General features: G+C 74.8%; 23 protein-coding genes and 1 tRNA gene. 13 read left to right on the top strand and 11 right to left on the bottom strand.

The window, feature by feature from the left end; genetic code table 11:
- Nucleotides 1-34: 34 nt before the first annotated feature.
- From C5507_RS01170 to mscL, 6 genes are all read left to right on the top strand, one after another.
- Nucleotides 35-1375 carry an SLC13 family permease gene (locus C5507_RS01170; RefSeq protein ID WP_104526742.1) on the top strand — a complete coding sequence of 447 codons (1341 nt, stop codon included), beginning with the start codon at nucleotides 35-37 and terminating at the stop codon, nucleotides 1373-1375.
- A gap of 17 nt (nucleotides 1376-1392) precedes the next feature.
- Nucleotides 1393-2592, top strand: a complete 1200-nt coding sequence (locus C5507_RS01165) for a CaiB/BaiF CoA transferase family protein (protein WP_104526683.1) — start codon at nucleotides 1393-1395, stop codon at nucleotides 2590-2592.
- Entirely contained in the window at nucleotides 2589-4118 is a 1530-nt protein-coding gene (locus C5507_RS01160; protein ID WP_104526682.1) for a carboxyl transferase domain-containing protein, read from the top strand. The genes C5507_RS01165 and C5507_RS01160 overlap by 4 nt, the downstream gene beginning before the upstream one ends.
- Nucleotides 4119-4206: 88 nt before the next feature.
- Nucleotides 4207-4608: an FmdB family zinc ribbon protein gene (locus C5507_RS01155; protein WP_104526681.1), complete on the top strand. Its 402-nt coding sequence runs from the start codon at nucleotides 4207-4209 to the stop codon at nucleotides 4606-4608.
- A 94-nt stretch (nucleotides 4609-4702) separates the two neighbouring features.
- Nucleotides 4703-5329, top strand: a complete 627-nt coding sequence (cpaB, locus tag C5507_RS01150) for a Flp pilus assembly protein CpaB (protein ID WP_104526680.1) — start codon at nucleotides 4703-4705, stop codon at nucleotides 5327-5329.
- Between the two features lie 45 nt (nucleotides 5330-5374).
- Nucleotides 5375-5827, top strand: a complete 453-nt coding sequence (gene mscL, locus C5507_RS01145; RefSeq protein WP_104526679.1) for a large conductance mechanosensitive channel protein MscL — start codon at nucleotides 5375-5377, stop codon at nucleotides 5825-5827.
- Here the strand turns inward: mscL and C5507_RS01140 are convergent, their stop codons facing one another.
- Complete coding sequence (locus tag C5507_RS01140; protein WP_104526741.1) at nucleotides 5828-6532, bottom strand: YbaK/EbsC family protein; 705 nt, start codon at nucleotides 6530-6532, stop codon at nucleotides 5828-5830. It lies immediately after the preceding gene.
- Nucleotides 6533-6650: 118 nt separating this feature from the next.
- On the opposite strand from C5507_RS01140, the gene C5507_RS01135 reads away from it, so the two are divergent.
- A complete protein-coding gene (locus tag C5507_RS01135) occupies nucleotides 6651-7010 on the top strand; it encodes a VOC family protein (protein WP_104526678.1) in 360 nt (119 codons plus the stop codon).
- Nucleotides 7007-7456 (top strand): PaaI family thioesterase, encoded by a 450-nt coding sequence (locus tag C5507_RS01130; RefSeq protein WP_242611328.1) that lies wholly within the window; start codon nucleotides 7007-7009, stop codon nucleotides 7454-7456. The genes C5507_RS01135 and C5507_RS01130 overlap by 4 nt, the downstream gene beginning before the upstream one ends.
- On the opposite strand, the gene C5507_RS01125 is transcribed toward C5507_RS01130, so the two are convergent.
- From C5507_RS01125 to C5507_RS01110, 3 genes are all read right to left on the bottom strand, one after another.
- Nucleotides 7428-8342 carry an MSMEG_6728 family protein gene (locus C5507_RS01125; RefSeq protein ID WP_104526677.1) on the bottom strand — a complete coding sequence of 305 codons (915 nt, stop codon included), beginning with the start codon at nucleotides 8340-8342 and terminating at the stop codon, nucleotides 7428-7430. The genes C5507_RS01130 and C5507_RS01125 overlap by 29 nt on opposite strands.
- A 342-nt stretch (nucleotides 8343-8684) precedes the next feature.
- Nucleotides 8685-9542: an NAD-dependent protein deacetylase gene (locus C5507_RS01115; RefSeq protein WP_104526676.1), complete on the bottom strand. Its 858-nt coding sequence runs from the start codon at nucleotides 9540-9542 to the stop codon at nucleotides 8685-8687.
- A 55-nt stretch (nucleotides 9543-9597) separates the two neighbouring features.
- On the bottom strand, nucleotides 9598-10308 hold the full coding sequence (locus tag C5507_RS01110) for a response regulator transcription factor (RefSeq protein ID WP_104526675.1): 711 nt from the start codon (nucleotides 10306-10308) through the stop codon (nucleotides 9598-9600).
- Between the two features lie 387 nt (nucleotides 10309-10695).
- On the opposite strand from C5507_RS01110, the gene C5507_RS01105 reads away from it, so the two are divergent.
- Nucleotides 10696-10959 (top strand): GlsB/YeaQ/YmgE family stress response membrane protein, encoded by a 264-nt coding sequence (locus C5507_RS01105; RefSeq protein ID WP_104526674.1) that lies wholly within the window; start codon nucleotides 10696-10698, stop codon nucleotides 10957-10959.
- A 79-nt stretch (nucleotides 10960-11038) separates the two neighbouring features.
- On the opposite strand, the gene C5507_RS01100 is transcribed toward C5507_RS01105, so the two are convergent.
- From C5507_RS01100 to C5507_RS01090, 3 genes are all read right to left on the bottom strand, one after another.
- Nucleotides 11039-12064: a CNNM domain-containing protein gene (locus C5507_RS01100; protein ID WP_104526673.1), complete on the bottom strand. Its 1026-nt coding sequence runs from the start codon at nucleotides 12062-12064 to the stop codon at nucleotides 11039-11041.
- Nucleotides 12061-13467: a hemolysin family protein gene (locus tag C5507_RS01095; RefSeq protein WP_104526672.1), complete on the bottom strand. Its 1407-nt coding sequence runs from the start codon at nucleotides 13465-13467 to the stop codon at nucleotides 12061-12063. Before C5507_RS01095 ends, C5507_RS01100 begins: the two co-directional genes overlap by 4 nt.
- 182 nt (nucleotides 13468-13649) lie before the next feature.
- A tRNA-Arg gene (locus C5507_RS01090) sits at nucleotides 13650-13722 on the bottom strand.
- Between the two features lie 184 nt (nucleotides 13723-13906).
- On the opposite strand from C5507_RS01090, the gene C5507_RS01085 reads away from it, so the two are divergent.
- Genes C5507_RS01085 through C5507_RS01075 form a run of 3 tightly spaced genes read left to right on the top strand, consistent with a single transcriptional unit; the run spans nucleotide 13907 to nucleotide 15964 of the window.
- A complete protein-coding gene (locus C5507_RS01085) occupies nucleotides 13907-14227 on the top strand; it encodes a GNAT family N-acetyltransferase (protein WP_104526671.1) in 321 nt (106 codons plus the stop codon).
- 35 nt (nucleotides 14228-14262) lie between these two features.
- Nucleotides 14263-15072, top strand: a complete 810-nt coding sequence (locus tag C5507_RS01080) for an Fpg/Nei family DNA glycosylase (protein WP_104526670.1) — start codon at nucleotides 14263-14265, stop codon at nucleotides 15070-15072.
- 58 nt (nucleotides 15073-15130) lie between these two features.
- Nucleotides 15131-15964 (top strand): glycoside hydrolase family 25 domain-containing protein, encoded by an 834-nt coding sequence (locus tag C5507_RS01075; RefSeq protein WP_104526669.1) that lies wholly within the window; start codon nucleotides 15131-15133, stop codon nucleotides 15962-15964.
- Nucleotides 15965-15985: 21 nt separating this feature from the next.
- Here C5507_RS01075 and C5507_RS01070 read toward each other — a convergent pair whose 3' ends face one another.
- Nucleotides 15986-16294: a putative quinol monooxygenase gene (locus C5507_RS01070; protein ID WP_207225909.1), complete on the bottom strand. Its 309-nt coding sequence runs from the start codon at nucleotides 16292-16294 to the stop codon at nucleotides 15986-15988.
- 82 nt (nucleotides 16295-16376) lie between these two features.
- Between C5507_RS01070 and C5507_RS01065 the strand changes: the two genes are divergently transcribed.
- Nucleotides 16377-17780, top strand: coding sequence for a ferredoxin--NADP reductase domain-containing protein (locus tag C5507_RS01065; protein WP_207225908.1), 1404 nt, complete (start codon nucleotides 16377-16379; stop codon nucleotides 17778-17780).
- On the opposite strand, the gene C5507_RS01060 is transcribed toward C5507_RS01065, so the two are convergent.
- The 3 genes from C5507_RS01060 to C5507_RS01050 all read right to left on the bottom strand — a co-directional run bounded on the left by C5507_RS01060 (nucleotide 17777) and on the right by C5507_RS01050 (nucleotide 22641).
- Nucleotides 17777-18886 carry an inositol monophosphatase family protein gene (locus C5507_RS01060; protein WP_104526666.1) on the bottom strand — a complete coding sequence of 370 codons (1110 nt, stop codon included), beginning with the start codon at nucleotides 18884-18886 and terminating at the stop codon, nucleotides 17777-17779. The two genes, C5507_RS01065 and C5507_RS01060, sit on opposite strands and share 4 nt — an antisense overlap.
- The gene (gene ppc, locus C5507_RS01055; protein WP_104526665.1) at nucleotides 18879-21686 is read right to left on the bottom strand and encodes a phosphoenolpyruvate carboxylase; all 2808 of its coding nucleotides are present in this window, start codon (nucleotides 21684-21686) and stop codon (nucleotides 18879-18881) included. The genes C5507_RS01060 and ppc overlap by 8 nt, the downstream gene beginning before the upstream one ends.
- A 94-nt stretch (nucleotides 21687-21780) precedes the next feature.
- On the bottom strand, nucleotides 21781-22641 hold the full coding sequence (locus C5507_RS01050; protein WP_104526664.1) for a tetratricopeptide repeat protein: 861 nt from the start codon (nucleotides 22639-22641) through the stop codon (nucleotides 21781-21783).
- Nucleotides 22642-22752 lie beyond the last annotated feature (111 nt).

The following is a 22752-nucleotide window of genomic DNA, read 5'->3' as shown; positions in this document are numbered from 1 at the left end:
AGCGGCCCTGTCCCCCGACGCCGTGGAAGTGACCGTGTCCGCTGAGATCATCACCATCCTGGCCCTCGTCGTGATCTTCGCGATCGCGACGATCCTGCCGATCAACATGGGGGCGCTGGCCTTCGTCGCCGCCTTCGTCGTCGGCACGCTGTCGGTGGGCCTGACGACGGACGACATCATCGCCGGCTTCCCGGCCGGGCTGGTGCTGACGCTGATCGGCGTCACCTACCTGTTCGCGATCGCCCAGAACAACGGCACCGTCGACCTGCTGGTCCGCGGAGCGGTGAAGCTCGTCGGCGGCCACGTCGCGGCGATCCCGTGGATCATGTTCTTCGTCACCGCGGTGCTCACGGCGATCGGGGCCCTGTCACCGGCGGCGGTGGCGATCATCGCGCCGATCGCGCTCACGTTCGCCGCACGCCACGACATCAGCCCCCTGCTGATGGGCATGATGGTCATCCACGGCGCCCAGGGCGGCGGCTTCTCGCCGATCAGCGTCTACGGCGTCACGGTCAACACCATCGTCGAGGGCGAGGGCCTGCCGAGCAGCCCGCTGGCGGTCTTCCTCGGGGCGCTCTTCTTCAACATCGCCATCGCGCTCGTGCTGTTCTTCGTGCTGGGGGGGCGCAAGCTCATCGGCCGGAAGGTCGTCGCACAGCCGCTCGAGCACGCCGAGCACGCCGCGCACGGCACGGTCGTCCGCGGGCACGGCTCGGCGGTCGGCGGGGACAGCGGCGACGACACCGCCGGGCACGGCCCCTCGTCCGCACCCCGGCCGGTCCGCTTCGAGCAGATCCTCACGCTCGTCGGGCTGGTCGTGGTCGCCGTCCTGGCGCTGGCGTTCGATCTCGACATCGGTTTCGTGGCCATCACCGTCGCCGTCGTCCTCGCGCTGTTCTCGGCCGCGCAGCACAAGGGGGCGGTGAGCCAGATCAGCTGGTCGACCGTGCTCCTCATCGCCGGCGTCCTCACGTTCGTGTCCGTCCTCCAGGAGGCCGGCACCATCGACTACGTCGGCGACGCCGTCATCGGGCTCGGGGTGCCGCTCGTCATCGCGCTCCTCCTGGCCTACATCGGCGGGGTGGTGTCGGCGTTCGCGTCGTCGACCGCGATCATCGGTGTCGCCATCCTGCTCGCGGTTCCGTTCCTGGAAGCGGGGGCCATCAGCGCCGTGGGTGTGGTGGTCGCCCTGTCCGTGGCCTCGACCATCGTCGACGTGAGCCCCTTCTCCACGAACGGCGCGCTCGTCCTGGCTGCGGCACAGGACGTCGACAAGGACCGCTTCTACAAGCAGATCCTCGGCTACGCCACCATCGTCGTCGCCGTCGGGCCGCTCCTGGCCTGGCTGGTGTTCGTCGTCCCCGGCTGGCTGTGACCCCGATGGGAGACACCATGACCGGGCCACTCGACGGCATCCTCGTCGTCGACCTGACCCGCGCCCTGGCCGGGCCGCACGCGGCGATGATGCTGGGCGACCTCGGCGCGCGGGTGATCAAGGTGGAGAGCCCGGGCACCGGTGACGACACCCGGGGCTGGGGTCCGCCGTTCGTGCAGCCTCCAGCCCTCCCCGACCAGACCCACCGGGAGTCCACGTACTTCCTGTCGGCCAACCGCAACAAGGAGTCCATCACCCTCGACCTCAAGGACGAGGGGGACGCCACCGTGCTGACGGAGCTGCTGCGCCGGGCCGACGTGCTGCTGGAGAACTTCCGTCCCGGCACGCTGACCCGCCTCGGCTTCGGCACCGACGTGCTGGCCGAGCTCAACCCGCGCCTGGTCCAGCTGTCGATCAGCGGCTTCGGCCACGACGGTCCCGAGGGCGGCCGGGCAGGGTACGACCAGATCGCGCAGGGCGAGGCCGGCCTGATGTCGCTCACCGGGTCGGGCCCGGAGGACCCGCAGCGGGTCGGCGTCCCGATCGGTGATCTGCTGGCCGGCATGTACGGCGCCTACGGCGTGCTCGCGGCGCTGCACGAGCGGGAGCGGACCGGGCGCGGCCAGGTCGTGCGCACCTCGCTGCTCGCGGCGATCGTCGGCGTGCACGCCTTCCAGGGGACGGCGTGGACGGTGGCCGGCAAGGTCGGCTCCGCGCAGGGCAACCACCACCCCTCGATCGCCCCGTACGGGCTGTTCCGCTGCTCCGGTGGCAGCGTGCAGCTGTCCTGCGGCTCGGAGTCGCTGTGGCGGCGGCTGTGCACGGAGTTCGGCCTGGACCCCGCCGCGCCGGGGATGGAGACCAACGGGGAGCGGGTCGAGAACCGGGACCGGGTCATCGCCCTGCTCGAGGACGCGTTCGCCGGCATCGCCGCGGAGGACCTGCTGGCCCGGCTCGACGCCGCGGGCATCCCCGCGGGCAAGGTGCGCACCGTCGACGAGGTCTACGGCTGGGACCAGACCCTCTCCCAGGGACTGCTGGTCGACGTCGACCACGCCACCCTCGGCCGGGTGCAGCTGCCCGGGCCGCCACTGCGCTTCTTCGCCCCCTCGGCGGACGGCGAGACCGAGACCACCCGCCGGGAGCACACCGCTCCCCCGGTGCTCGGGGCCGACGGCGACGCGATCCGCGCCTGGCTGAGCGGCTCCGGCTCGTGAGCGACCGCCCCGCCCGCCTGGACGCCCGCGCCCTGCGCGACCTCGTCCTCGATCCCGGGTCGTGGCAGTCGTGGGACTCCCCCATCCCGCCGCGGGAGGTCGGAGAGGACTACGCCGGCGAGCTCGCCCGGGCGGCGGAGAAGTCCCGCCAGGACGAGTCGGTCATCACCGGGGGGGGCCGGCTGCGCGGCCGCCGGGTCGCGGTCGTGGCCGGGGAGTTCGGCTTCCTGGCCGGCTCCATCGGCGTCGCGGCCGCCGAGCGGCTCATCGCCGCGGTCGAGCGGGCCACCGACGAGGGCCTGCCGCTGCTGGCCGCCCCGGTCTCCGGCGGGACGCGCATGCAGGAGGGCACCGTCGCCTTCCTGCAGATGATCGGCATCACCGCCGCGATCGCCCGGCACAAGGAGGCCGGGCTGCCGTACCTGGTCTACCTGCGCAACCCCACCTTCGGCGGCGTCCTGGCCTCCTGGGGCTCCCTCGGTCACGTCACCATCGCCGAGCCCGGTGCCTCGATCGGCTTCCTCGGGCCGCGGGTGTTCGAGGCGCTGTACGGCGAGCCGTTCCCCGAGGGCGTGCAGACCGCCGAGAACCTGGCCGAGCACGGGCTCATCGACGCCGTCGTCCCGCACGAGGAGGTCGCCGACCTCGCCGACCGGGCGCTGCGGGTGCTCTCCGCCCGGCAGACGTGGCACGTCGACGTCCGGGACGCCGAGCGCCCCACGGAGGACGACGGCAGGGACGCCGACGACCCGGAGGACGGGCGCAGCGCGTGGGACGTCGTCACCGCGTCGCGGCGGGAGGACCGCCCCGGCGTGCGGCGGCTGCTGCGCACCGCGGCCACCGACGTGGTGGGCCTGTCGGGCACCGGCGCCGGCGAGAAGGACCCGGGGCTGCTGCTGGCGCTGGCCCGCTTCGCCGGCGCACCCTGCGTCGTCCTGGGTCAGGACCGGCGCGGGCAGTCGATGTCGGCGCCGCTGGGCCCGGCCGCCCTGCGGGAGGCCCGCCGCGGCATGCACCTGGCCGAGCAGCTGCGGCTGCCGCTGGTGACGCTGATCGACACCCCGGGGGCGGCCCTCTCCCGCGAGGCGGAGGAGGGCGGGCTGGCCGGGGAGATCGCGCGCTGCCTGCACGACCTGGTGGTGCTCAAGGCGCCGACGCTGGCGGTGCTGCTCGGGCAGGGCACCGGTGGCGGCGCGCTGGCGCTCGTCCCGGCCGACCGGGTGCTGGCCGCGGCCAACGGCTGGCTGGGCCCGCTGCCCCCGGAGGGCGCCTCGGCGATCGTGCACCGCACCGTCGACCGCGCCGACGAGATGGCGGCGAACCAGGGCGTGCGGGCCACCGACCTGTGGCGGGCGGGGATCGTCGACCGCGTGGTGCCGGAGCGGCCCGACGCTGCGGACGAGCCCACGGATTTCTGCCAGCGGCTGGGCCGGGTGCTCGGCGAGGAGCTGGCCGGGCTGCTGGGCCGCGACGACACCGAGCGCTTCCGCACCCGGCTGCACCGCTACCGGCACCTCGGCCGCTGACCCGGGTCCTCCTCGTGGTCGAGCAGGACGCGCGGAACGCCCTCCTCCGGGAGCGTGCGCGGCGACACAGGTGACGGACGGTCCTCGCATGACGCATCATTGGCAGTCGACGGGGTCGAGTGCCAGCCCCGATTTCTTCTGCTCGACCAGGGAGACCACCGCAGTGCCCACCTACCAGTACGCCTGCACCAACCCCGAGGACAAGCACCAGTTCGAGGTCGTGCAGTCCTTCACCGACGCGCCGGTCGCCGAGTGCCCCGAGTGCGGCGCCGCGGTGCGCAAGGTCTACGGATCGGTGGGCGTGGTCTTCAAGGGATCGGGCTTCTACCGCACCGACAGCCGCAAGGGCAGCAGCTCCTCGGACACCCCGAGCAGCTCGTCGACGCCGTCCACCCCGACCCCGGCGGCGGCCAAGGACAGCTCCTCGAGCTCCTCGACCAGCAGCACGCCGTCGTCGACCTCCGGCAGCACGGCCAAGGCAGCCAACTGACGCTCGGCTGAGCGCCCCGTCCACAGGGGCGCACCGGGTCCACAGAACGCCGCGACGACCCTGCCCGCGCACCCGCGCCGGGCAGGGTCGGCGCATGCCGCGTCTGCGCCGGTCCCGGTCACCCGTCCATCTCGCCCGCCGCGGAGCCGCCGGGCTCCTCGTCAGCCTTGCCCTGGTGCTCGCGCTCCAGCCGGACCCGGCCCCTGCCGGGGTCGGTGGACCCGCCGCGGTCCCGGTGGTGGTGGCGGTCGCCGATCTCCCCGCCGGCACGCAGCTGGCCGCGGGGCACCTGACCGTGGCGGCCGTCCCGCCCGACGTGGTGCCCGACGGCGTGGTGGAGCGGCCCGAGCTGCTCGAGCACCGGGTGCTGGCCGCGGGGGTGCGCCGCGGTGAGCCGCTGACCGACGCCCGGTTGGTCGGGGCCGGGCTGACCGCACTGCTGCCCGAGGGTCAGGTGGCAGCCCCCGTGCGGCTGGCCGACCTGGCGGTGACCGCGCTGGTCCGCGCCGGCGACCGGGTCGACGTGCTGGCCACCGCGGGCGGCACCGCGGTCGCGGAGCGGGTCGCCGCCGGGGCGCTCGTCCTGGCCGCCCCCGGCCGGGCGGACGTGGCGGACCCGGGTGCCGGTCTGCTGCTGCTCGCCGTGGACGCCGGCACCGCGGCCCGCCTCGCCGCGGCGTCGGCGGAGGCGACGCTCACCATCAGCCTGCCACCACCCTGACCGGCCGCCCGAGCGGGCCGGGCGCGGGTGTGGCTGGATGGTCAGGTGCTGAAGGGCTTCAAGGACTTCCTGTTCCGCGGCAACGTCGTGGACCTCGCCGTCGCGGTCGTCATCGGCTCGGCGTTCACGATGCTGGTGAACGGGTTCGCCGAGTCGTTCCTCACCCCGCTCATCGCGGTGCTGGGCGGCGGCGGCGAACTGGGCGGCACGTTCGTGGTCAACGGGCAGACCTTCACCTGGGGGGCGTTCGTCAGCCAGCTGATCACCTTCGTGCTGACCGCGGCGGTCCTCTACTTCCTCGTGGTCATGCCGCTGCACCGGCTGCTGGAGCGGCGCGTGCAGGGCGAGGAACCCGGTCCGATCGCGCCCACCGAGGTGGAGCTGCTGGTGGAGATCCGCGACCTGCTGCGCACCCAGCAGGGAGGAACGCACTGGAACGGCCCTCCTGCAGGGCCCCGCCGCGAGCCTGCGAGTGGCGGGGAGCAGGAGGGTCCTTGATCAGTCGCTGCCCCAGTGCGGGGGCCGGTCCTCGAGGTAGCGACGGTCGTCGTCGGAGACGTCGGAGGGCCGCTCGCCCCATCCCACGTCGCTGTCGTCCGGGGCCCGGCGCACGCGCAGCGGCTGGGCCGGCGGTGGCGAGGGGGCCTCGTCCGGCAGCGGCTGACCGAGGCCCTCGAGCACCTCGGCGGCCGGCAGCGCCGCCAGCAGCGAGCCCGGGACCGCCAGCTTGCTGCCGCGCGTGCCCGAGCCGATGACCACCAGGTCGGCCGCCGCGACGCCCGCGTCGACCAGCAGCGGCCAGGACGCGGGCAGGCCGACCGGGGTGATGCCGCCGTAGGCCATGCCGCTCTCGGCGACCGCGACGTCCTGCGGTGCGAACGACGCCTTCCGCGCACCCAGGTGCCGGCGCACCAGCCCGTTGACGTCCGCCCGCGTGGTGGCGAGCACGAGGCAGGCGGCCAGCGTGGTCTCCCCGGCGCGGCGGGCGGCGACGACGACGCAGTTGGCCGAGGCCTCCAGCGGCACCCCGTACGCCTCGGTGAAGGCGGCGGTGTCGGCCAGGTCGTCGTCGATCTCGGCGACCCACGCCGGGCCGTCGAGGACGGCCAGCGCGCTGGCCACCGGGGCCGCCACCAGGTCCGGGCGGTCGGCGGCCGGCAGCCAGGTCAGCGAGCCGAGAGCGGGCGCGGGGAGGTCGGGCATGCCCCGATCCTGCGGCACGCGCTCGATCGACCGCAGGCGGGGGCCGTGGCCGGATCGCAGCGGTCCCGTGCCGGGTCCGGGCTGTCGGCCGCCCGGCCGCCAGGTGAGGATGGGTCGCATGATCGGTCAACTCCACTCCGTCGTGATCGACGCGCCTGACGCGCACGCCCTGGCCGGCTTCTACGCCGGCCTGCTCGGCATGGAGATCAGCAAGGGCGGTCCCGGCGACGACTGGGTGGTCCTCACCGGCGCCGGCTACCGGCTGGCCTTCCAGCAGGCCCCCGACCTCCAGCCGCCGGACTGGCCGGATCCGGGCCGGCCGCAGCAGTTCCACCTCGACGTGCGGGTCGCCGACATCGAGGAGGCCGAGCCGAAGGTGCTGGCGCTGGGCGCGCGGAAGCTGCCCGGTGGCGGGGGCGACTTCCGCGTCTACGCCGACCCGGTCGGGCACCCGTTCTGCCTGGTGTGGGACTCGTGAGCGCCGACCGCCCGCCCGTGGACCTGACGGCCGGCGGGGCGTTCGTCGCGGCGATGGGCTTCGAGATCGCCGAGGCGAGCGGCACCCGGGTCAGCGGGCACGTCGACGTCGGGCCCGACCACCACACCCCGTGGGGCGTGGTCCACGGAGGCCTGTACAGCGCCGTGATCGAGTCCGCCGCCAGCGTCGGCGCCAGCGTGGCCGTCCAGGAGCACGGCCAGTTCGCCGTCGGGGTCAACAACAACACCGACTTCGTCCGCAGCACGACCGGCGGCCGGCTCGACGTCGTCGCCGAGCCGATCCAGCAGGGCCGCACCCAGCAGCTCTGGCTGGTGCAGCTGACCCGCGCCGAGGACGGCAAGCTCGTCGCCCGCGGCCAGGTGCGGCTGCAGAACGTGCCGCTGAACGGCTTTGCGGCTAGTCCAGCACCGCCGGGTCGAGGGTGACCTGGAAGAGCGCGCGGGGGTCCTGGAGGGTCGCGGGCGGCCGGGCGGCCGCCCGCGGCACCACCCGCTCCCAGCGCGCCGGTCGCCGGTGCGGCAGCAGCTCGCGCCCCTGGAAGAGGTAGTCGCCCACCACCTCGCCCATCAGCAGCCCGGCCCCGTGCTCGACGGGCAGGCCGATCCGGTCACCCGGTCGCACCTCGTCGAGGAAGGCCGACAGCTGGCGGAGGTCCTTGGCCGGCCGGCGCCCGGAGATCTCCTTCGACAGCGCGCGCAGCTCGGCGGGGTCCAGTCCGGTGGCGTCGACGTCGATCCCCGACTGCGTGCCGAGCCCGACCACGCCGGCGGCCAGGCACGCGCCCAGCTCGTTGTGCGACCGCGGCCGCGCCACCCAGACCCGCACACCCTGGGGCTCGGGCCGCGGGGGCACGTCGTCCGGCCCCGGCCAGAGGTAGGGCAGGTCGTCCGGCTCGGGGCCGAACAGCTCGGCGAAGCGGCCGCGGTAGAACTCCGGGTCCTTGGCGACCAGGTTGGACCGGTGCGACAGGTGCAGCGCCTCGTTGCCGATCCAGGAGGGCAGCAGGCCGGCCGCCGCCAGCTCAGCCTGCGACCGGCCGATCACCTCGGGGGCGAACTCGCCGATCTGCGCCTCGGTGGTGTCGGCGAAGCCGCGCTCGCGCCAGACCCTGGCCATCGCCAGCCCGTAGGCGACCAGCGCCGGGGTGCGGCCCTTCCACATGAGGACGGCGGGATGGCTCGCCCAGCCGTAGTCGGGGAGCTCGAGCGCTCGCAGGATCTGCAGGGTCTCCACCCGCTGCTTGCCCAGCCGCGGGGAGTCCAGCAGCCGCGCGCTGTCGGCGAAGTCGGCCACCGGCACGAAGGTCTGCATCGCCCACCATCGTGACCGAACGCGCCGTTGCCCGCCGGATCAGCCGTGGCCTTCCTGCAGGGGCCCGCCGCGAGCGTGCGAGCGGTGGGGGGGCAGGGAGGTCCTTTCGCCACCACGCCGGCCCGCGCTCCCCCAGGCCGGTCTTGGCCAGCTGCACCCGGGCGCGGGCGGCGGCGACCGCGGCGTCGTCCCCGGCGGCCGTGCGCACCGCCGAGCGGGCCACGCCCAGGTGGTGCAGCAGCCGGGTCGGCACGTCGTCGGGCAGCGCCGGGTCGGCGGTCCGCCAGCGGCGGCCGTCCACGACGACGTACCGGCCGTCGTCGGTCGGCTCGACCTCGCGGCTCATCCGGCCAGGCGGGCCGCGAGCGCCGGCAGGACCTGGCCGAGCGGGGCGTCGACCCGCACGTCGGCCTTGGCGTCCCCGCGCGTCGGTCCGACGTTGACGATCCCGACCGGGATGCCGAGCTTGGCCGCGCGCAGCACGAACCGGTAGCCGCTCATGACCGACAGGGAGGAGCCCAGCACGAGCAGGCCGCCGGCCTCCTCGACCAGGGCGAAGCAGGAGTCGACCCGGTCGCGGGGCACCGTCTCGCCGAAGAACACGACGTCGGGCTTCAGCAGGTCCTCGCCACAGGCCAGGCAGTCGACCATCACGAAGCCGTCGAGCACCGCGTCGGGCAGCTCGGCGTCGCCGTCGGGGTTGATCTCGTCGACCCGCGGGCCGAAGCCGGGGTTGACCGCCTGCAGCCGTTCGTCGAGCGCCGCACGGTCGGCGACGTCGCCGCAGCCGAGGCAGACGGTGCGGTCGAGGCCGCCGTGCAGCTCGACGACGTCCCGGGCGCCGCCGGCCTGGTGCAGGCCGTCGACGTTCTGCGTGATGACCCCCCGGAGCAGCCCTGCGGATTGCAGCTCCGCCACCGACCGGTGGCCGTCGTTGGGACGGGCGGCCCGCATCTGCCGCCAGCCGACGAAGCTGCGCGCCCAGTACCGGTGCCGACCGCGAGGGTCACGGGTGAAGGTCTGGTAGGTCATGGGGGTGTGCCGGCGGAGGCTGCCGGTGGCGCCCCGGTAGTCGGGGATCCCCGAGTCGGTCGACAGCCCGGCGCCGGAGAGCACCACGACGTCGCCGTCGGCCACGAGGTCGGCCAGCGCGTCCACCGAGGCGCCGGTCCCCGCGGTGGCGGGAGGTGCGAGGGTCACGCCCCCATGGTCCCTGCCCGCAGGCGGGAGCGCCCGTGCCGGATCCCGGGTGCGGTCAGACCTCGGCGGGGACCTCGGCCGGCGCGTGCGCGCCGCAGGTGCAGGCCGGCCCGCGGGCCTTGAGCACCAGGGACACCGCGTGCGACCGGTCGCGGGCGCCCAGCTTGCGCAGGATCGCCTTCACGTGGGACTTCACGGTGTCCTCGGAGATGAACAGGTTCTGGCCGATCGAGCGGTTGGACTGGCCCTTCACCAGCTCGTCGAGCACGTCGGACTCCCGGCGCGTCAGCGGCACCTCGAGCACCAGCTCGCGCGATTCGGGCACGCCGTCGGTCTCACCGCGGCGGATCTGCGGGTCGACGACGGTGCGGCCGGCGCGGGCGGCGAGGATCGCCCAGCCCAGGAGCGTGGACGAGGTGTTCATCAGCAGGTAGCCGCGCACACCGGCGGCCAGGGACTCGTTCACCACGGCGGGGTCGGCGGACACGGCGACGGCGACGATGGCCAGCGTCGGGTAGCGGCGGCGCAGGTCGCGGCAGGCGCTGAGCGTGGCGGCGCGGCCGGCACCGAGCTCGACGATGACGGCGTCGGGGCGGGCGGACTCGGCCAGCGTCAGGGCGCGGCGCGGCTCACCGGGGGCGCTGACCGCCAGGAGCCCGGCGGTCTCGTCCACCATGCCGACCAGACCGCGGCGCAGCACCGGAGCGTCGGCGAGGATCAGGACGCGGATCGCTCCGCGGGTGGTGCCGGGCATCGGGCTGGACACGGTGGCTGCTCTGCTTTCCGTTCGACGAGGTGCTGACCTGCACTCCATCGACCGGGTGAACGCGCAGCTTGAGCGATCACGCAGTGCGTTCCCGGCGTGGCCGGCTCACCGGCGCATCCGCCGTCGCCCGGAGCACCCACGGTCGACCCCCGCGAGGCGCAGCGCGGCTTCCCGCTGACCGTCCGTCCTCGGGCACCGGGCCTCGGCGGGCTGGCCTCCCGACCGGGCCGCACGCACCACCGACGCGTTCATCCGGCGTCGGGATCCCCACCGGTGCACCGTCGTCCGGTCGGCTGCTGCCGGACCGATCGAGGGGGCCGCCGATCCGGAGGCCACCGACGCGCAGTGGGCGTTTGTCGCCGTCGGCCCTCAGGCATCTGTGAGGCCATGATCGGATTCCTCGTCGCCGGCCTCATCATCGGCGCGCTCGCGCGCCTCCTCAAGCCCGGGAAGCAGAACCTGGGCATCGTCGCGACCCTGCTGCTTGGCCTCGTGGGCTCGGTGATCGGGGGCGTCGTCGCCAACCTGCTGGGCACCGGGGACATCTTCGAGCTCAACGTGCTCGGCTTCGTCGTGGCGGTGATCGCCGCGGTGCTGCTCATCGGCGTCGCGGAGGGGATCGCCGGCTCTCGCAACCGCTCGGTGCACTGAGCGCACGCCGCCGGCGAACCCCTGCTGCGGCCGGGCCCCGATCCGGGGCCCGGCCGCACTGCTGTCCGGGCGCCGGTGGTCAGGCCGCCGGAGCGGCGGACCGGGGGAACAGCCGGCGGAGCACGTCGGCCAGCGTGACGACGCCGACGACCGCACCGCCGTCGGTGACGACGGCCAGGTGGTTGCGCGTCTCGCGCATCGACTTGAGCGCCGCGTGCACGGTGGTGCCGGCGGCCAGGGCGAACACCGGGCGGGCGAAGGGAGCCGCCGGTGCCTCGTCGGGTGCGGTGAGGGTGTCGCGGACGTGGACCACGCCGGTGAGCTGCTCGCCCGCGGCCGCGCCGAGCAGGATCCGCAGGTGACCGGAGCGGTGGGTCTCCCCGCGCACCTCGCCGACGGTCGCGGCGGCGCGGACGCCGGTCGGGCGGGAACCGGAGCCGAGCAGTTCCCGGACGGTGAGCCGCTCGAGCTCCAGCGCCACGGAGATCTGCTCGGAGAAGCTCGCGTCCAGGGCACCCACGTTGGCCGAGTGCTCCACCAGGTGGCGCAGCGCGTCCGGGCTGTGCCCGACGGCGAGCTCGTCGGACGGCTCGACCCCGGCCCGGCGCAGGATGGCGTTCGCGGCCGCGTTGAGCGCCCGCAGCAGCGGCCGGAACACCGCCATGAACGCCCGCATGGGTGCCGCCAGCAGGGTGGCCGAGCGCTCCGGGTGCGCGATCGCCCACGACTTGGGGGCCATCTCCCCGACCACCAGGTGGATGAACGTCACCACCAGCAGCGCGAGGACGAAGCCGACGACGTCCGCGGCCACCAGGGGCAGCCCCCACGACCCGAACAGCGGCGTGAGCCAGTGGTGCACCGCCGGCTTGCTGATCGCACCGAGCGCCAGGGTGGCCGCGGTGATGCCCAGCTGCGAGCCGGCCAGCAGCAGCGTCAGCTCCGAGGAGTTGCGCAGCGCCGCACGGGCGGACCGGCTGCTCGGCGCGGCCTCCTCCAACCGGTGCCGCTTGGCGGCCAGCGCGGCGAACTCCACCGCCACGAAGAACGCGCTCAGCGCGACGATCACCACGGTGGCGACGACGACCACCCACGGGTTGTCGCTCATCGGGTCCCCTCCTCGGCTGCCGGGGCCGAACCGGACCCGCCGGTCGTCCTCGCGCGGTCGGGGAGTTCCAGGCGCACCCGGGACGGCACGTGCCGCTCCACGGCGAGCACCTGCAGGTGGAGCAGGCGCGCGGTGGGCTGGTCCTCGTGGACGAGGTCACCGGGATCTGGGGGCAGCTCGACGGTCAGTTCCGTCCCGGGCTCGGGCAGGGTCCCGGAGACGGCGATGACCAGGCCGGCGACGGTCTCGAAGTCGCCCCTCGGCAGGTCGACCCCCAGGGCGCGCTCGACCTCGTCCATGTGGACGTCCCCGGGCATCTCCCACACGCCGTCACCCTCCACGGGCACGTACTCGGGGTGCTCGGTGTCGTGCTCGTCGGTGATCTCCCCGACCAGTTCCTCGGCGAGGTCCTCCAGCGTGAGGACGCCGGCGAATCCGCCGTACTCGTCGATCACGCAGGCCATCTGGTTGTCCGACCCGGCGAGCTGGCCGAGCGCGTCGGGCAGCGGGGTGAACGTGGAGAGGACCAGGCTCTCGCGGGCGATGGCCGTCACCGGCGCGGCTCCCGGCTGCCGGGTGGTCAGGACGTCGGCCAGGTGGACGACACCGACGACGTCACCCGTCCCGGTCTCCAGCACCGGGTAGCGGGAGTGCCCGGAGGTCATCAGCTCGCGCAGGTGGTCGATGGTGTCGGTGTCGGCGACGGTGCCCACCCGGGGTCTCGGGATCATCGCGTGCCCGACGTCGCGGTGCGGGAAGTCGAGGATGCGGTCGAGCATCATCGACAGCTCCTCGGGGAGGTCCCCGCGCTCGCGGGACTCCTCGACGATGTACGCCAGGTCGCGGGCGGTCGCGGCGTGCTCGACGTCGTGCACCGGCTCGATCCGCAACGCCCGCAGCAGCATGTTCGACGCCTGGTCGAACACCGTGATCAGCCAGCCGAAGACCTTCAGGTACACGGTCGTCGACGCGGCCAGCCGGCGGGCGACCGGCTCCGGCCGGGCGATGGCGAGGTTCTTCGGCAGCAGCTCCCCGAACAGCATCTGCACGACCGTGGAGAACAGCAGCGCCAGCACGGCACCGATGCCGACGCTCACGGCGGTCGGGATGCCCACGCCGCCCAGCATCGCGCCCAGGGACCGGCCGATCAGCGGCTCGGCGACGTACCCGACCAGCAGCCCGGTGACGGTGATGCCCAGCTGCGCGCCGGACAGCATGAACGAGGTGCGGCGGGTGACCCCCAGCGCCCGCTCGGCCGCGGTGTCACCGCCCTGGGCACCGACGGCCAGCGCCGAGCGGTCGACCGCCATGTAGGCGAACTCCTGGGCCACGAAGTACGCGGTCACCGCGGTGATCGCCAGGACCACCAGCACGCCCAGCAGCAGGGTGAGCACTTCCGTCACCGGCCGCGCACCTGCTCACCGGAGGTGGGGTGCGCGGCCTGGGTTCTGTGACTTGTGCTCATGGCTCTCTTCGACGGGGGTGGGTCGGCGCGGACGCGCTGCCTCGACGTCCAACGCGCGGGTGGGCGGCGCGGTTCCACCCGAGGTGGTGCGGCTGCCACCCACCCCGTCCACGACTGCGGTGCCCCCGGCAGGATTCGAACCTGCGACACACGGTTTAGGAAACCGATGCTCTATCCCCTGAGCTACGGGGGCCTGGGCGCACTCGACGCGCCCCCGACCGACGCCCGAGAGGCTATCGGGTGGCCGCCCGGGAACCCCGGCCGGACCCGACTCGTCGGCGCAGAAGAGCGACGACGCTGCTCCCCAGGGTTACGGTGCTACGACGAACGTCGCGCTCCGGCAACGACGCCGGGGATGACGGAAGGTGGGTCGCAGCATGGAGACGACAGTGGTCGACGTCCCCGAGAAGGGGCGCTTCGAGGTCCGGCAGGGCGAGCGAGTCGTCGGTCTGGCCAGCTACCACGTCGAGAACGGCCAGATGACGCTCCCGCACACCGAGGTGGACCCCTCCCTGGGCGGCCAGGGCATCGGGAAGGCGCTGGTCGCCGGCGTCCTCACCGCTGCCCGCGAGCGGGGTCTGACCGTGCTCCCCTACTGCTCCTTCGTCCGGCACTACATCCAGCAGCACCCCGAGACGACCGATCTCGTGGCCCCGGCGGACCGGCCGCACTTCGGCCTGGCGACCGCCGCCCACTGAGCGGACCGGTCCGGGCGGCGACCTAGGCTGCGCGGATGCCCGAGGGCCACACCCTGTTCCGCCTCGCGCGGGAGCAGTCGATCCTGTTCGCCGGCCGACCGGTGCACGTCACCAGCCCGCAGGGCCGGTTCGACGCCGGCGCCGCGCTGCTCGACGGTCGGGTGCTGGACGAGGTCTTCTCCTACGGCAAGCACCTGTTCGCCCGCTTCGGCGGCGACCACCTGCACGTGCACCTGGGCCTCTACGGCTCCTTCACCACGGGTGCGGGCATGCCGCCGCCCCCCCGGGGAGCGCTGCGGATGCGCTGGGAGGCCGACGGTCCCGATGGCGCCGGCGTGTGGACCGACCTGCGCGGACCCACCGCCTGCGAGGTGCTCCCCGCCCCCGAGGTGGACCGCATCCTCGACCGCCTCGGTCCCGACCCGCTGCGCCCCCGCGCCGACGGAGCCGCGGCCCTCCGTCGCATCTCCGCCAGCCGGACGGCGATCGGCGCGCTGATCATGGACCAGGCCGTGCTGGCCGGCGTCGGGAACGTCTACCGGGCGGAGATCCTCTTCCGGCACCGGGTGTCCCCCTTCCGGCCCGGTCGCCAGGTCGACGCCGACCTCTGGGCCGCCATGTGGGCCGACCTGGTCACCCTGATGCGGGCCGGTGTCCGGATGGGCCGGATCGTCACCACCCGCCCCGAGGACCGGTCGCGGCGCAGCGGTGCCGTTCGCCGCGAGGACGCGCACTACGTGTACCGGCGCACCGGTCTCCCCTGCCGGATCTGCGGCACGGAGGTGCGTACGCAGGTCATGGTGGGCCGCAACCTGCACTGGTGCCCGGTCTGCCAGGCGGTCTGATCAAGGCATCGCCGGCACCCGGCTGGCACCCGGCTCCGGCGTGTACGTTCGCGCCACGATGAGATCGGCATCACGATGGGTGGTCCCCGCTCTCGCCGTCGGCGCCGCCCTGCTCGGTGCTCCGGCGACGGCGACGGCTGCCCCCGTGGAGACCTCCGGCTTCCTGCGGACCGTCGGGTACGACGTCTCCCACCCGCAGTGCGGCACGGACCTGCCGGACGACGCCGCGTTCGCCGTCGTCGGGGTCAACGGTGGCCTGGCCACCCGGACCAACCCGTGCCTGGCCGACCAGCTGACGTGGGCGGCCGGCTCCTCCGGCGTGGTCCCCGGCCAGCCGGCGCTGCAGCTGTACCTCAACACCGCCAACCCCGGTCAGCTGCGCGACCAGGTCGTCACCTGGCCCTCCGGCGGCGAGACGCCCTACGGACGGTGCGACGGCGGCAACTCGATGGCCTGCTCGTGGCAGTACGGCTGGGAGCGGGCACGCACCAGCGTCGAGGCCTTCTTCCGTCCCGCGGCGCGGGCGGCCCGGCTGGACAGCCGGCCGCAGCGCTACACGTGGTGGCTGGACGTGGAGACGATGAACACCTGGCAGACCGGGTCCGACGACGCACGCGCCCGCAACCGCGCCGCCCTCGAGGGCATGGCCGAGTACCTGACCGACGAGGACGGCCGGGTCGGCCTGTACTCGACCGGCTACCAGTGGGCCCAGATAGTCGGCGAGGTGCCCGACGACAGCCCGCTGGCCGGTCTGCCCAGCTGGCTGGCCGGCGCGACGTCGCTCAGCGGCGCCGTGGCGGCCTGCGAGCGGTCACCGCTGGTGCCCGACGGCGAGGTGGAGCTCACCCAGTACGTGCCGGACGACCTCGACCGCAACCACGCCTGCCGCTGAGCCACCCCGCGCCGGAGCAGGTCAGACGGCGCCCTTGTCCGGGTCGCCGGCCGGCAGCGCCGAGAGCCGGCGCACGTCCGGCGGAGCCGCCAGCTTGTCGGCCAGTGCCGCCCCCAGCGTGGTCAGCGCCTCCGCCTTGCCGTGCGCCCGGAGCGCGTCCGGGCTCTCCCACCGCTCCACCATGACGAAGACGCCGTCGCCCTCGTGCAGGGCGTACAGCTCGCAGCCGGGCTCGGCGTGCACCTTCGGGACCGCGGCCAGGATGGCCTCCCGGACGGCGTCCACCGCGTCCGGCCGTGGGGTGATCGTGGCGACGACGACGACGGGCACGGGTGCCTCCTGGGGCGACGGGGATGGGCCGATCGGACGCCAGCTCTGGTGGAGCGGCTCCGGCGGGGCCAGGATGCCAGTCGTGGCCGACGACGGAACTCCCCCTCCCCCCTCGTCCGCCCATCCCCTGCGCGTGGCGGTCATCGGCGCCGGACCGGCCGGGATCTTCGCCGCCGATGCCCTGACCCGGCAGAGCGACGTCCCGGTCGCGATCGACCTCATCGACCGGCTGCCGACGCCGTTCGGGCTGGTGCGCCACGGCATCGCGCCCGACCACCCGAAGATGCGCGCCATCCGGGACACGCTGCACCGCAGCCTCGACCACCCGCTGGTCCGGTTCGTCGGCAACGTCGAGATCGGCACCGACATCACGCTCGACGAGCTCCGGCGGCACGTCGACGCCGTCGTCTACACCTACGGTGCCGCGCTGGACCGGCAGCTGGGCATCGAGGGCGAGGACCTCCCGGGCAGCCTGGCCGCCACCGAGTTCGTCTCCTGGTACTGCGGCCACCCCGACGCCGACCGCGGGCGGGTGGAGGCCGCGCTCGCCGGCGCCCGCTCCGCGGTGGTGGTCGGGGTCGGCAACGTCGCCCTCGACGTCGGCCGGGTCCTGGCCCGCACCGCCGCCGAGCTGGAGCCCACCGACATGCCGCAGCACGTGCTCGACGCGCTCGCCGCGGCGCCGATCGAGGAGGTCACCGTGCTCGGCCGGCGCGGCCCCGCGCAGGCCACCTTCACGACCCAGGAACTGCGCGAGCTCGACGGGCTGGCCGACGCGACCGTGCTGGTCGACCCGGCCGAGCTGGAGCTCGACCCCGGCAGCGAGGAGCGGGCGGCCGCCGACCGGAACGTCAGCCGCAACCTCGCCGTCCTCCGCGGCTGGGCCGACCACACCGCCACGGCCGGTCGCGTGCGGCTGCGGCTGCGCTTCTTCCGCCGCCCGGTGCGGCTGCTCGGCACCGACCGGGTGACCGGCGTCGAGGTGGAGCGCACCGCGGTCGACGGCGACGGCCGGGCCGTGGGTACCGGCGAGCTGGAGGTCGTCCCCGCCGACCTCGTGGTGCGCTCGGTCGGCTACCGGGGCACGCCGCTGCCGGGGCTGCCCGTGGACGAGCGCTCGGGGACGGTCGCGAACGAGGCCGGGCGGGTGCTGCGCGACGGCCACCCCTCCCCCGGGGAGTACGTGGCCGGCTGGATCAAGCGGGGCCCGACCGGGGTGGTCGGGCACAACAAGCACGACGCGCGGGAGACGATCGCCGGGCTGCTGGCCGACGCCGCGGACGGCACGCTGCTGGTGCGCGGACCGGTCGACGACCTCGTGGCGACGCTGCAGGCCCGCGGCGCGGAACCGCTGCTGCTGGAGAACTGGCGAGCGATCGACGCCGCCGAGCAGTCCCTCGGCGCCACCCGCGGGCGGGCCCGCACCACGATGCACGAGCGGGAGTCGCTGCTGGCCGCCGCCCGCGCCGCGGCCGCCGGGAGCTAGCCGACCGCGCGGATCAGCGCCTCCGCCTCCGACGTCGAGGAGGCGGCGGCGAACCGGATCTTCGCCTCGGTGTCGGGCTCCAGCCGCAGCGGCCGGCCGGCCGGGTCGAGAGCGGCCCCGCCGGCGGCCAGCAGCACCCCGAGGCCGCCGGCGACGTCGTGCACGTGGGTGCCGCTGCGGTCCAGGTCGTGCCATGCCGCCGCCGCGCCGTCGGCCACCAGGCACAGGTCCACCGCGGTGCAGCCGGTCACCCGGATCCGCCGGACCGTCGACGGCACGGCGACCGTCTGCCCGGACGGCCCGCTGGGGACGACGACGGTGCTGCCCGGCCGGGGCGCGATCGGCACCCCGTCCCGCTCGGCACCGATCCCGTGCACGCCCGTCCACCGCCGGCCCGAGGCCAGGTCCGCCACCAGGCCCGCCACCGGGACCCCGTCGTGCACCAGGGCCGCCGAGAACGCCCACGGCGGCATGCCCGCGGAGAAGTTGCCGGTGCCGTCGAGCGGGTCGAGCACGATCCACGGGTCGGAGGCGGTGACCGGGCTGTCGCGGCGCTCCTCGCTCAGCACGGTGACCCCGAGCGCCCCCAGCACGTCCACCGCAGCGGCGTGCGCGGCCTCGTCGGCGGCCAGCGAGGGGCTGCCGTCGTCCTTGGTCCGCTCCTCGCCGCTGTCGCGGGCCAGCCCGACGGCGATCTCCACCCGGCTGGCCGCCAGCGCCGCGAGGTAGCGGAACCGGTCGGCCAGGGCTGAGCCCTCGCCGGGGCCGACGACGGCGCGGCACCGGTCGGTGCTGCCGTGCCGCACCTGGGCGCAGCCCCAGCCCATGGCCAGCGCTCGCACGGCCGGGTGCTCCAGCGGCACCCCCGACCGCCGCAGCACCACCGCCTCGGCGAAGCCCTCGGGGTGCCACTGCCGGCGCACGAGCGCCGCGGCCTGCCCCCCGTCCACCAGCACGCGCAACCGCGGGTCGTGCACCGCGGGCGCCAGCGCCTCGGGCGACATCCCCAGCGACAGCGCCGCCTCCCGGATCTCCGCGCCGCTGACCGCCACCCGCAGCTCGCCGTCGGGCACGGGCCGGCGCCGGAGGAACCAGTGCTCAGCCACTGTTGCGCAGCGCGGTCGCGATGCCGTTGATCGTCAGCTGGATGTTGCGGCTGGTCAGCTCGTCGTCCTCCCCGCTCCGGCGCCGCCGCAGCATCTCCACCTGCAGGTGGTGCAGCGGCTCCAGGTAGGGGAAGCGGTTGCGGATCGACCGGGCCAGCGAGGGGTTGTCGGCCAGCAGCTGGTCGTCACCGGTGACGGCGAGGGTCATCCGGCAGGTGCGCTCGTGCTCGGCGGTGATCCGATCGAACACCCGCGCGCGCAGCTCCTCGTCGGGTACCAGCTCGGCGTAGCGCGCGGCCAGGCCCAGGTCGGTCTTGGCCAGCACCATGCCCATGTTGGACAGCACGGTGCGGAAGAACGGCCACCGCCGGTGCAGGTCGCGCAGCCGCTCCAGCCGCTCGGCGGAGTCGCCCACCCACTCCTCCAGCGCCGACCCGGTGCCGTACCAGCCGGGCAGCATGATCCGCGTCTGCGACCAGCTGAACACCCACGGGATCGCGCGCAGGTCGGCGATGGAGTTCCCGGCCTTGCGCGACGGCGGGCGGCTGCCGATGTTCAGCTCGGCCAGCTCGCCGATGGGGGTGGCGGCCCGGAACCACTCGACGAAGCCCGGCGTCTCGTGCACCAGCTCCCGGTAGGCGCGCTGCGCGCCGCCGGCCAGCTCGTCGAGCAGCGCGTAGGCGTCCTCGGCGTCGTCGCCGAGCCCCTCGACGTCGAGCAGCGTGGACTCCAGCGTGGCGGCGACCAGCGCCTCCAGGTTCCGTCGGGCGAGGTCGGGGTCGGCGTACTTGGCCGCGATGACCTCGCCCTGCTCGGTGATCCGCAGCGCACCGGCCACCGCGCCCGGCGGCTGGGCCCGGATCGCCTCGTAGCTCGGCCCGCCTCCACGACCGACGGTGCCGCCCCGGCCGTGGAACAGCCGCAGCCGCACCCCCTCGTGGCGGGCCAGCTCCACCAGCTCCAGCTCCGCCCGGTACAGCGCCCAGTTGGCGGCGAGGTAGCCGCCGTCCTTGTTGCTGTCGGAGTAGCCGAGCATGACCTCCTGCACGTTGCCCCGGTTGCCCAGCAGCGCCCGGTAGAGCGGTTGGTCGAGCATCGCGCCCAGCGTGCTCGCCGCGCTCTGCAGGTCGCCGATCGTCTCGAACAGCGGCGAGATGCCCACCGGGCACGTGGGGCCGTCGGCGCCCGCCGGGTCGAGCAGGCCCACCTCCTTGAGCAGGACGGCGACCTCGAGGACGTCGCTGACCGACTCGCACATGCTGATCACGTAGTTCGGGATCGTCCGCGGCCCCAGCAGCGCCACCCGTTCGGCCGCGGCGAGCAGCACGTCGAGCTCCGTGCGCGCCTCCTCCGACAGCTCCGCGTCGGGGCGGACCAGCGGACGGCGCAGGGTCAGCTCCCCGGCCAGCAGCTCCACCCGGGCGGCCTCGTCGAGGGCCGTGTAGTCGTCGCACACCCCGGCCCAGGCCAGCAGCTCGCCGACGACCTGCTCGTGCACCGACGAGTTCTGCCGCAGGTCCAGCCCGCAGAGGTGGAAGCCGAACACCTCCACCGCCTCGCGCAGCCGCAGCAGGCGGTCGTCGGCGAGCGAGCCGGCACCGTGGCTGCGCAGCGAGGCGTCGACCACGTCGAGGTCGGCGCGCAGCTCGTCCGGCTCCTCGTACGGCGGCAGCCCCGGCACCGGCTGGGCGCCGCCCGGCACGGAACCCAGCACCCGGGCCGCAGTCGCGGCCAGCCGCGCCGAGATGCCGGTCAGCGCCCGCCGGTAGGGCTCGTCGGCGCGGAACGGGGAGTCGTCGCGCGAGGCGTCGGCCAGCGCGTACAGCTGCGGGGTGGGGGTGACCAGCCGGTCGGACATCGACAGCTCGTTGCGCAGCTCGGCCAGCTCGCCCAGGTGGTGGCCCAGCGCCGTGTCCGCCTGCCGCGTGGTGGCCCGCCGCAGCGCCTCGGCGGTGACGAACGGGTTGCCGTCGCGGTCGCCGCCGATCCAGGAGCCGGGCAGCAGCATCGGCCGGCGCAGCAGCCCGGCCCCGGGCCACCGCTCCTCGACCGCCCGCCGCAGCTCGGCGTTGATGGCCGGGACGACGTCGAACAGCGACAGCTCGTAGTAGCGCAGCGCCTCGTCGATCTCGTCCTGCAGCCGCAGCCGGGACAGCCGCAGCAGCGCCGTCTGCCAGAGGGTCAGGACCGAGCGCCACAGCTGCGCCGACCACGCGTCGTCGACGTCGCCGTCGACCGCGCGGTCGCGCTGCCGGATCAGCTCGGTGATCTGGCGCTGCACCTGGAAGACGGTCTTGCGGCGCACCTCGGTGGGGTGCGCGGTGACCACCGGGCAGACGAGGGCTCCGGCGAGCTCGCGGGCGACGTCGTCGGCGGGGAGGTCGGCCCGGTCCAGCAGCGCGAAGGTCGCCGCCAGGCTGCCCTTCTGCGGGGGTGAGCCGGCGCGACGGTGGTGCCTCCGGCGGCGCTCGTGGTGGATGTCCTCGGCGAGGTTGGCCAGCACGGAGAAGTGGCTGAACGCCCGGATGAGGTGGTTGGCCGACCGCACGTCGAGCTCGGCCAGCCGGTGGGCCAGCTCCACCCGGTCGACCTCCGAGCGGCGGATGCGGAAGGCCTCCCGGCGCGTGGACTCGACGAGGTCGAGCACGTCGGGACCGGCCTGCTCGCCGATCACCTCACCGAGGACCCGCCCCAGCAGGCGGATGTCCTCGCGCAGCGGCAGCTCGTCGGCGCGCTCGTCCGGCGGGGGGCTGTCGGCGTGGGAACGGAGGTCGGCGACGTCGACTGTGGCTTCGGACACACGTGCAGTATCCGACCCTCGTGTGACGGGGAGGCTACGGCCCCGCCCCGAATCCCACCCGGTGCTCGCGACGGGCGGGACTCGGGGTCCGCCGTCAGTCGCGCTCGAGCTCCTGCAGGCACTGGGCGGCCAGCTGGTCCCCGGCTGCGGCTCCCAGGCGGAACTGCTCGACGGCGCCCTCGAGGTCCCCGCGATCGGCCAGCAATACCGCCAGGTTCTGGTGGCAGTACGGGTCCCCGGCGGCGATGCCGCTGCGGTAGGCCTCCTCGGCGGCCTCCTCGTCGCCCAGCTCCTCGCGGTAGAGGTTGCCCAGCGGCAGCCAGGCCACCTGCTCCCCCAGCTTCGCGCCGCGCTCGAGCACCGAGCGCGCCTCGGCCGAGCGGCCGGTCTCGCGCAGCAGGTGCGCGAGGTCGGCGCGGGCGGCCGGGAAGTGGTGCTGCCCGGCGCGCAGGTCCGCCTCGAGCGACGGGTCCAGGCTGGAGCACCAGCGCCAGCAGGCGACGACGGCGGCGGCCTCCTCGTCGCCGGCCGCGGCGAACTCCTCGGCCACCGCCATGGCCTGCTCCCGCTCGCCCTGGTCGCGCAGCAGGAAGGCCAGCTGCAGACCGCCCTCGAGGTCGCCGGCGGCCGCGGCACCCCGGTAGGCGCGCATGGCACCGGCCAGGTCGCCGAGGTCCTCCAGCACCAGGCCGAGGTTGCGCCAGGCGTCGGCCTCGCCGCCGCGCAGCGCGATCTCGTAGGCGTCGACCGCCTCCTCCCAGCGGTCCTGCGCGGCGAGCGAGTTGCCGAGGTTGTAGGCGGCGACGCTGTCGCCGAGGTCGAACGCGCGACGGAAGCACGCCTCGGCGTCGGCCTGCCGGCCGGCGTCGGCGAGATCGCAGCCGAGGTCGATGAGCGCATCGGCGTCATCGGAGGCGAGCAGCCGCCGCAGCCGCACGTCGAGGTCCTCGGTCATGCCGCCGATGATCAGGGCCGCAGGGCCCCCTGCGCTGCCCCCTGCGGCGCCACCTCACCCCAAGGGAGCGGCCGGGAGCCGATCGGTCACCCGATCAGCTGTCCCGGCCCC

It is taken from the genome of Blastococcus saxobsidens (genome assembly GCF_002938435.1).
GTDB classification, from domain to species: Bacteria; Actinomycetota; Actinomycetes; order Mycobacteriales; family Geodermatophilaceae; genus Blastococcus; species Blastococcus saxobsidens.
Note: the sequence above shows the minus strand (reverse complement) of the source record. Positions and strands in the feature narration are given on the sequence as shown.

Coding starts and splice junctions, on each gene's coding strand:
- C5507_RS01165 (WP_104526683.1), top strand. CDS start 1,393: ATGACCGGGCCACTCGACGGCATCCTCGTCGTCGACCTGACCCGCGCC.
- C5507_RS01155 (WP_104526681.1), top strand. CDS start 4,207: ATGACGCATCATTGGCAGTCGACGGGGTCGAGTGCCAGCCCCGATTTC.
- cpaB (WP_104526680.1), top strand. CDS start 4,703: ATGCCGCGTCTGCGCCGGTCCCGGTCACCCGTCCATCTCGCCCGCCGC.
- C5507_RS01140 (WP_104526741.1), bottom strand. CDS start 6,532: ATGCCCGACCTCCCCGCGCCCGCTCTCGGCTCGCTGACCTGGCTGCCG.
- C5507_RS01135 (WP_104526678.1), top strand. CDS start 6,651: ATGATCGGTCAACTCCACTCCGTCGTGATCGACGCGCCTGACGCGCAC.
- C5507_RS01125 (WP_104526677.1), bottom strand. CDS start 8,342: ATGCAGACCTTCGTGCCGGTGGCCGACTTCGCCGACAGCGCGCGGCTG.
- C5507_RS01105 (WP_104526674.1), top strand. CDS start 10,696: ATGATCGGATTCCTCGTCGCCGGCCTCATCATCGGCGCGCTCGCGCGC.
- C5507_RS01100 (WP_104526673.1), bottom strand. CDS start 12,064: ATGAGCGACAACCCGTGGGTGGTCGTCGTCGCCACCGTGGTGATCGTC.
- C5507_RS01085 (WP_104526671.1), top strand. CDS start 13,907: ATGGAGACGACAGTGGTCGACGTCCCCGAGAAGGGGCGCTTCGAGGTC.
- C5507_RS01080 (WP_104526670.1), top strand. CDS start 14,263: ATGCCCGAGGGCCACACCCTGTTCCGCCTCGCGCGGGAGCAGTCGATC.
- C5507_RS01075 (WP_104526669.1), top strand. CDS start 15,131: ATGAGATCGGCATCACGATGGGTGGTCCCCGCTCTCGCCGTCGGCGCC.
- C5507_RS01050 (WP_104526664.1), bottom strand. CDS start 22,641: ATGACCGAGGACCTCGACGTGCGGCTGCGGCGGCTGCTCGCCTCCGAT.